The sequence below is a fragment of the Ensifer sp. Root31 genome (assembly GCF_001424825.1).
GTDB classification, from domain to species: domain Bacteria; phylum Pseudomonadota; class Alphaproteobacteria; order Rhizobiales; family Rhizobiaceae; genus Ensifer; species Ensifer canadensis.
The window spans coordinates 80539-86598 of record NZ_LMCO01000019.1 but is presented as its reverse complement, the minus strand read 5'-3'; the positions used below and the strand labels follow the sequence as shown (position 1 = coordinate 86598).

The window sequence follows — 6060 nt, the reverse complement described above, 5'->3', positions numbered from 1 at the left end:
ACCAGCACCCAGGCGAGGATGACGCCGAAGATCAGATTGACGATGGCGGCGACAAAGGCCGTGCCGAAACTGATCCTGAGTGCATTGAGCGTGCGGGTGTCGAGTGCCAGCGTCATGAACTGCGACCAGCCAAGGCCGCTCGAGCGCCAGATCAGGCCCGACAGCGGAATGAGGATGATCAGCACCAGCCAGAATAGCGTGACGCCGAGCGCCAGACCGAACCCCGGAAGCACGCTCGGCTGACGAAACCGCCAGCGCCTGTTGTGGCCATGCTCTCTCAAATCCAACTCACCTCTCATGCCCAAGGCAAAAAACCCAAGCGGTCCTCAATGATCGACCCGGCCGTTTCCAACCAGGCGATCGCCATTCCGATCAAGCTCAAACAAACCCGACGCCTTAGCACCGCCGGTCGGGCAAAACCTATCTGGTCCGCCGCCAACCTTGCTGTTCTTTCGCCCGGCTTGTCGAGTTGGCCGAACACAGCACCACTCCTCAAAACTTCGATTGCGCTTGCCGCCGAAGTCCTCGCGTCAAACTATCAATTTCGCAGGCACCAACAACGCAATTTTTGACTGCCGGGGGCCTCAAAACGAAACTGATTTCGCTGAGAAACGCGTCAAAGGAAACACTCTGCCTCAAGCATTGTTCCACAGCCGATACGGCAATTTCAGTGCACTGATTCAAAGCCGCAGAAAGCTATGCTATAGATTTTATGGATATTGGGTATTCCTTGCTTACCTCATGCCAGTTGCCTTCGCATAATCGCCCCATGAATTGTTTGATAGGAAGACGATCGGCGCACCGCCACTTGGCCCGTGTCGCAAGAGGCTGATACCATGGCAAAAACCTTGATCATCCCCGGTCTTTTCGGCTCGGGCGCGGGGCACTGGCAGCGTCACTGGCTGGACGACCAGCCGCGGGCGACGCTCGTCGAGCAAGATGACTGGGACCATCCGGTGCTCGAGCGGTGGCGTGACGCGCTGGAGCGCACCATTCTCCGTCACGGTGTCGTGGACGTTGTTGCCCACAGCCTGGGCTGCATCCTCGTTGCCAGTCTGGCGCGTCGACCGCTGGCACGGCAGATCAGAAGCGCGCTTCTGGTGGCGCCCTGCGATCTAGACGTGACGGGGCGGCTGCATCCCGGCTCGATCGCGTTCGGCGCCATGCCCGAGCATCCGTTGCCGTTTCCGAGCCTGATCGTCGGCAGCCTCAACGACCCCTATATGTCGTTCGACCGATTGCGGCACATCTCGACCCGCTGGGGCAGCCGGCTCGTCGATCTCGGTCATGCCGGGCACATCAATGTCGCGAGCGGTTTTGGCCGGTGGTCGCGCGGCTACGACCTGCTGACAGTCCTGAATGGCATCGCACGGCGCGAACAGCCCCCGGCGAGCGCTGCACAAATCGCTGAAAACCGGGAGGGTCGCGTCGTCGCTGGCCGATAGATACCGGCGCGGTTTCACCTTCTACGTGCGGCTCGAAACGCAGGGGCGACACAAAGGGCTTGATGTCCGCTGGAAATCGCGTTTTAATAGCGCATAAACTTTATAGAGTATGCCGTATAGGGATGACCATGTGCCGAGGTGCCAGGCCAGCCAGAACAACGGATACCTCCTCGCCGGCCCATGCGGCTGGCGGCACCATCCCCGACACTGCAGATTTGAGCCCCGTCAGCGGCCGATCTCGGTGCTGGGCGATACCCCAAGGTCCGATCCGTGTTCGGGATCGGAACAGCCATGCGTTTCAAACTTTGCCGACTGACCGCAGTCGGGCCACAAGGGAGCTCACATGACTGTCCACGGATTGTTTGCCAAGATTTCGCCCGACAGTGACAGCCCTCGGGAAAAGCCGCGCATTGCCATCATTGGCCGCGGCTTCTCGGGGATCATGATGGCGATCGCGCTGATGAAGTCGGTGCGAACAGCATTTCATGTTCATCTCTTTGACCCGCAACCGACCATCAGTGGCGGGCAGGTCATGGCCGCCGCCCAGAGCGGCGAAATCCTCAATAGCCGCGTGCGCGATCTGTCGGTGGCCGCCGGACAGCCGGAGGATTTCAACGATTGGCTCTGTGCCAACCAGGATTTTCGCTCCGCCGTCTCAGCCGCCATTCCAGGCTTCCAGCAGATCTTCGTACCGAAGAGCATCTTCAGCGACTACGTCTACCAGCGCTTTTCCGAAGCGTTGACGCGGCGGCCGGATATCTCCATGCAGCTCTCCTGCCAGGCGGTGCTGGGCCTGCGAAAGCTGCCATCCGGGCGCTTCCTGGTCCTGCAGGAAGAAGGCTCGATCGAATGCGACGTTGCGGTACTCGCCACCGGATTCGGTATCCGCGCGCTTGAAATGGAGGTTGCGGACGATGAACGTCCCCTGGTGAGAGCGCGGCGTCTGGTGGTGCCGCGCCATGCGGTGCTGCTCGGCAGCGGGGTGCGTGTCGTCGATCGCCTGCTGCAAATGCGCGACAACGGCTATGCCGGCGAGATCACCATCATTTCGCGGCATGGGTTCCTGCCGCAATCGCACACGCGGCTTTCAGCAGCGCCGACTTTCCCGGTGGATCCGATGCCGACGAGGCTACGCGACATCGTCCGCTTCGTCAGGCAAGCCTGCGCCGAGGCGGAGGCCAACGGTCTGAGCTGGCAGGCCGCCATGAACGGGCTCCGGCGCCGCGCGCGTTCTCTGTGGCAAGCTCTGCCAGAACATGAGAAGCGTCAGTTCAACCGTCATCTGCGCTCGATCTACGACAGCCATCGCAACCGCCTGCCGGCGCCAATGCACCTGCGACTGCAGCAGGAACTGGCCGACGGCCGCACCGTCGTGCGCAAGGGCTGGGCCGGGCGGCGGCGGCCGGACGGGCTCATGGTCCGCTGGGCAGGAGCGCCGCAGGAAGATCTGCTGGTGGCAGATCAGGTCATCGACTGTCGCTGCTCTGCGCCTGACCTCAAGGCCCCGGTCATTCAGAACCTCTTTGCCGGCGGTCTGGCGCAGCCGGACGAGCTCGGGCTCGGCCTCGCCGTCAGCCCGGCAGGCGAGGTGCTTTCAGACAGCCACCCAACGGCCAACCTCTATGCGATCGGCCCCCTGGGTCTCGGTAGCCTGCCCGATATCGATCTGGTGCCCGAGATCGTCACGCAAACCTATGCTGCCGCCCGATTGATCGCCACGCGCCGCCGGGTGACGCAGAAGTCTGCATAGGAAGAGCCGTGGTTGCCCGTCAGCGGTGGTGCGACCACGGCACCAGCCGCCGCTCGATCCGTCGTGCAACGACTTCAAACAGGAAGGCGACGGCAGCGATCACCACGATGCCGGCTATGACGATGTCGGTGACCAGGAACTGGGCCGCCGATTGGATCATGAAGCCAAGGCCGCGTGTCGCCGCCACGAGCTCGGCGGCAACCAGGGTCGACCAACCGGCGCCGAGCGCAATGCGTGTGCCGGTGAGAATGGATGGCAGCGCGCCCGGCAGGATCACATGCAGCAGCAATTGCCGTCGCGATGCGCCGAAAGCGCGCGCGGCATTAATGTGGTCGGGCGATGCGGATTTCACGCCCGCAGCCGTCGAGAGAATGATCGGCGGCAGCATTGCGAGCGCAATCACGGCGATCTTCGATGCCTCGCCGATACCAAGCCAGATGATGACGAGGGGCAGATAGGCGAGCGGCGGCAGCGGACGCAGAAACTCGACGATCGGATCGAGAATGCCCTTGCCCCAACGGCTGGTGCCGATCGCAAGGCCCGCGGGCACGCCGAGGATGAGCGCGGCACCAAGCGCACCGAAGATACGTGAAAGGCTGGCGGCGATATGCTGGGCGAGTGTCGCGTCGACAAAGCCCGTCAGCGTCAGGCCGCTCAGCGCCCGAAGGACCGCGAGCGGCGATGGCAGGAACAGCGGCGGCACCAGGCCATAGGAGGAAACGAGGCTCCAAAGGCCGACCAGCGCAGCGACGGTTGCTGCTGAAATCCAAAGAACGGGCAGCGTGCGTGGCGGCTTGACCTCGATTTCGCCGCTTGGATCGGGGCGGGTGGACGTCGCTTCCAGGGAAAGGGTCATGCTGCCACACCTTCGTCTTCGGAATGAATGAGACCGGTCAAATCATCGTGCAACCGCTTGAATTCGGCAGCGGCGCGCAGCTCGTTTTGAGGTATTCCGGAGAGATAGTCCCGACCGAAGCTGACCGGAATGATCTTGGCGATCCGGCCCGGGTTCGCGGTCAAGACGACGATGCGCGTCGCTAGCATCAAGGCTTCATCGATGCTGTGTGTGATGAGCAGTGCACCGGCCCGGCTGGCCCGCCACATGTCCAGGAGAAAGCCTTGCATGCGCACACGCGTCAGCGCATCCAATGCGCCGAGCGGCTCGTCCATCAGTAGGAACCGTGGCTGCGAAGCCAGGGCTCTGGCAATGCCGACACGCTGGCGCATGCCGCCGGAAAGCTCCCAGACCTTGCGCTCTGCCGCATCCGGCAAACCGACGCGCTCCAGCAGCGACTGGGCTTCCTTCAATCGTTGGTCCTTGCCGACACCCCGCAGGCGCAAAGGGAATGCAACATTGTCGATCGCGCTCAGCCATGGGTAAAGCGCATCATCCTGAAAGACGACGGCGCGGCCGGAACCGGGGCCGGACAGCGACCGGCCATCAAGCGCGATCCGGCCGCTGCTTGGCGTCAAGAAGCCGGCCGCCAGATTGAGCAGGCTCGTCTTGCCCGAACCGGATCTGCCGATGACCACGACGAAATCGTCGCCGGCAATCTCCAGATTGATCCGATCCAGAACCAGCGGCGCTTGCGATCGCCCTTCGCCAGGCGCGTATCGTAAAGAGATATTCTCGAGCGCAAGCACGGACATTTTGTCGTCCCCATGATCCATGAAGTGGGCCGAAGGATGGGCTAGCGTTTCACGCCCTCAGTCGTGTCGCCAACCGTTCCCGCGGCAATCCCGCCTTGCTCAGAACGAGAGCTTGGCGGCTTCCTGCGCCCAGCGCGCCGAAACGTAAGGGCCATAATCGGTCAGAACTGCCGGGATCTTTTGCTGCTCGAGCAGGAAGGCCGACGTTTCTGCAATGGCCTTGGCCGTTGCGCCGCCGAGAAGATCGGATGTTGCCTGCTCCTCCAACGATGGGAAGTAATATCCCTTGAGCAGGGCGGGCACGTCCTCCGGCTTGGCGCCGGTCAGGCGGGCGATCTTTTCGGCCTGCTCCGATGTGGCATTCCATGTCTCCGGCTTGGCCCGGTAGTCGGCATAGGCATCACCGGTCACCTTGACGAACCCGGTGACGATATCCGGATGTTCTTCGGCGAATTTCTTGCTGACGATCCAGGCATCGAAGGTCGGGCCACCCCACTGGGCAACGTCGGCAGAGGTGGCCAAGACGGTCGATGTCTTCTTGATCTCGGACAGCACCGGATCCCAGACATAGGCGCCGTCGATGTCGCCACGCTGCCAGGCCGCCGCAATTTCCGGCGGGCGCAGGTTGAGGATCTCCACCGATTTAGGATCGATGTTCCAGTGCTTCAGCGCCGTCAGCAGGCTGTAGTGAGCCGTCGACACGAAGGGTGTTGCGATCTTCTTGCCGGCGAGTTCTTCGGGCTTGCTTACGCCCTTGACGGCCAGGGCTTCCGCGTCGCTGATCAGGCCGACGACGAAGATGGTTTCGAACGGCAGTTCCCGGCTTGCCGCAGCCGCCAGCGGCGACGAGCCGACATAGCCGATATCGATCGAGCCGGATGCAAGCGCCGCGATGACATCGGCGCCGCCGTCGAACTTCTGCCAGTTGATTTTCGCGCCGGTCACCTTCTCATAGGTGCCATCGGCCTGCGGCACGCGCGACGGCTCGACGATCGGCTGATAACCGATGGTCAGTGTGGTGTCCGCGGCCTGAGCCGCAAGCAGTCCCTGCGTCGCCAACACCAGCGCTGCGGTTGATACCAGAAGGGTACGTCTTGCTATTGTCATTGCCTGCTCCTCAACGGTTTGCCGATGGCCCCGTCGTGGAGCCTGTATTGATAATCTCAAAACCCATGGATTTTATAGAGATAAAAAATACCCCGTTTGTGCGACGGG

General features: G+C 62.3%; 6 protein-coding genes and 1 pseudogene. 3 read left to right on the top strand and 4 right to left on the bottom strand.

The genetic code is table 11. From position 1 onward, the window contains the following. Positions 1–287 (bottom strand): annotated as a pseudogene (locus ASD00_RS18640) (molybdate ABC transporter permease subunit); the annotation flags it as partial. Positions 288–329: 42 nt separating this feature from the next. Between ASD00_RS18640 and ASD00_RS18635 the strand changes: the two are divergent. From ASD00_RS18635 to ASD00_RS18625, 3 genes are all read left to right on the top strand, one after another. Further along, positions 330–572, top strand: a complete 243-nt coding sequence (locus tag ASD00_RS18635; RefSeq protein WP_057208070.1) for a hypothetical protein — start codon at positions 330–332, stop codon at positions 570–572. A gap of 264 nt (positions 573–836) precedes the next feature. Then, entirely contained in the window at positions 837–1445 is a 609-nt protein-coding gene (locus ASD00_RS18630; protein WP_057208068.1) for an alpha/beta hydrolase, read from the top strand. A gap of 343 nt (positions 1446–1788) precedes the next feature. Continuing rightward, positions 1789–3195, top strand: coding sequence for an FAD/NAD(P)-binding protein (locus ASD00_RS18625; protein WP_057208066.1), 1407 nt, complete (start codon positions 1789–1791; stop codon positions 3193–3195). Positions 3196–3214: 19 nt separating this feature from the next. Here the strand turns inward: ASD00_RS18625 and ASD00_RS18620 are convergent, their stop codons facing one another. From ASD00_RS18620 to tauA, 3 genes are all read right to left on the bottom strand, one after another. Continuing rightward, positions 3215–4051, bottom strand: a complete 837-nt coding sequence (locus ASD00_RS18620; protein ID WP_057208064.1) for an ABC transporter permease subunit — start codon at positions 4049–4051, stop codon at positions 3215–3217. Beyond that, complete coding sequence (locus ASD00_RS18615; RefSeq protein WP_057208107.1) at positions 4048–4845, bottom strand: ATP-binding cassette domain-containing protein; 798 nt, start codon at positions 4843–4845, stop codon at positions 4048–4050. Before ASD00_RS18615 ends, ASD00_RS18620 begins: the two co-directional genes overlap by 4 nt. Before the next feature lie 99 nt (positions 4846–4944). Beyond that, entirely contained in the window at positions 4945–5952 is a 1008-nt protein-coding gene (gene tauA / locus ASD00_RS18610; protein WP_057208062.1) for a taurine ABC transporter substrate-binding protein, read from the bottom strand. Positions 5953–6060: the final 108 nt, after the last annotated feature.

What these genes read in the sequence shown, in the direction of transcription:
- ASD00_RS18635 (WP_057208070.1), top strand. Translation starts at nt 330, where the DNA reads ATGATCGACCCGGCCGTTTCCAACCAGGCGATCGCCATTCCGATCAAG.
- ASD00_RS18630 (WP_057208068.1), top strand. Translation starts at nt 837, where the DNA reads ATGGCAAAAACCTTGATCATCCCCGGTCTTTTCGGCTCGGGCGCGGGG.
- ASD00_RS18625 (WP_057208066.1), top strand. Translation starts at nt 1,789, where the DNA reads ATGACTGTCCACGGATTGTTTGCCAAGATTTCGCCCGACAGTGACAGC.
- ASD00_RS18620 (WP_057208064.1), bottom strand. Translation starts at nt 4,051, where the DNA reads ATGACCCTTTCCCTGGAAGCGACGTCCACCCGCCCCGATCCAAGCGGC.
- ASD00_RS18615 (WP_057208107.1), bottom strand. Translation starts at nt 4,845, where the DNA reads ATGTCCGTGCTTGCGCTCGAGAATATCTCTTTACGATACGCGCCTGGC.
- tauA (WP_057208062.1), bottom strand. Translation starts at nt 5,952, where the DNA reads ATGACAATAGCAAGACGTACCCTTCTGGTATCAACCGCAGCGCTGGTG.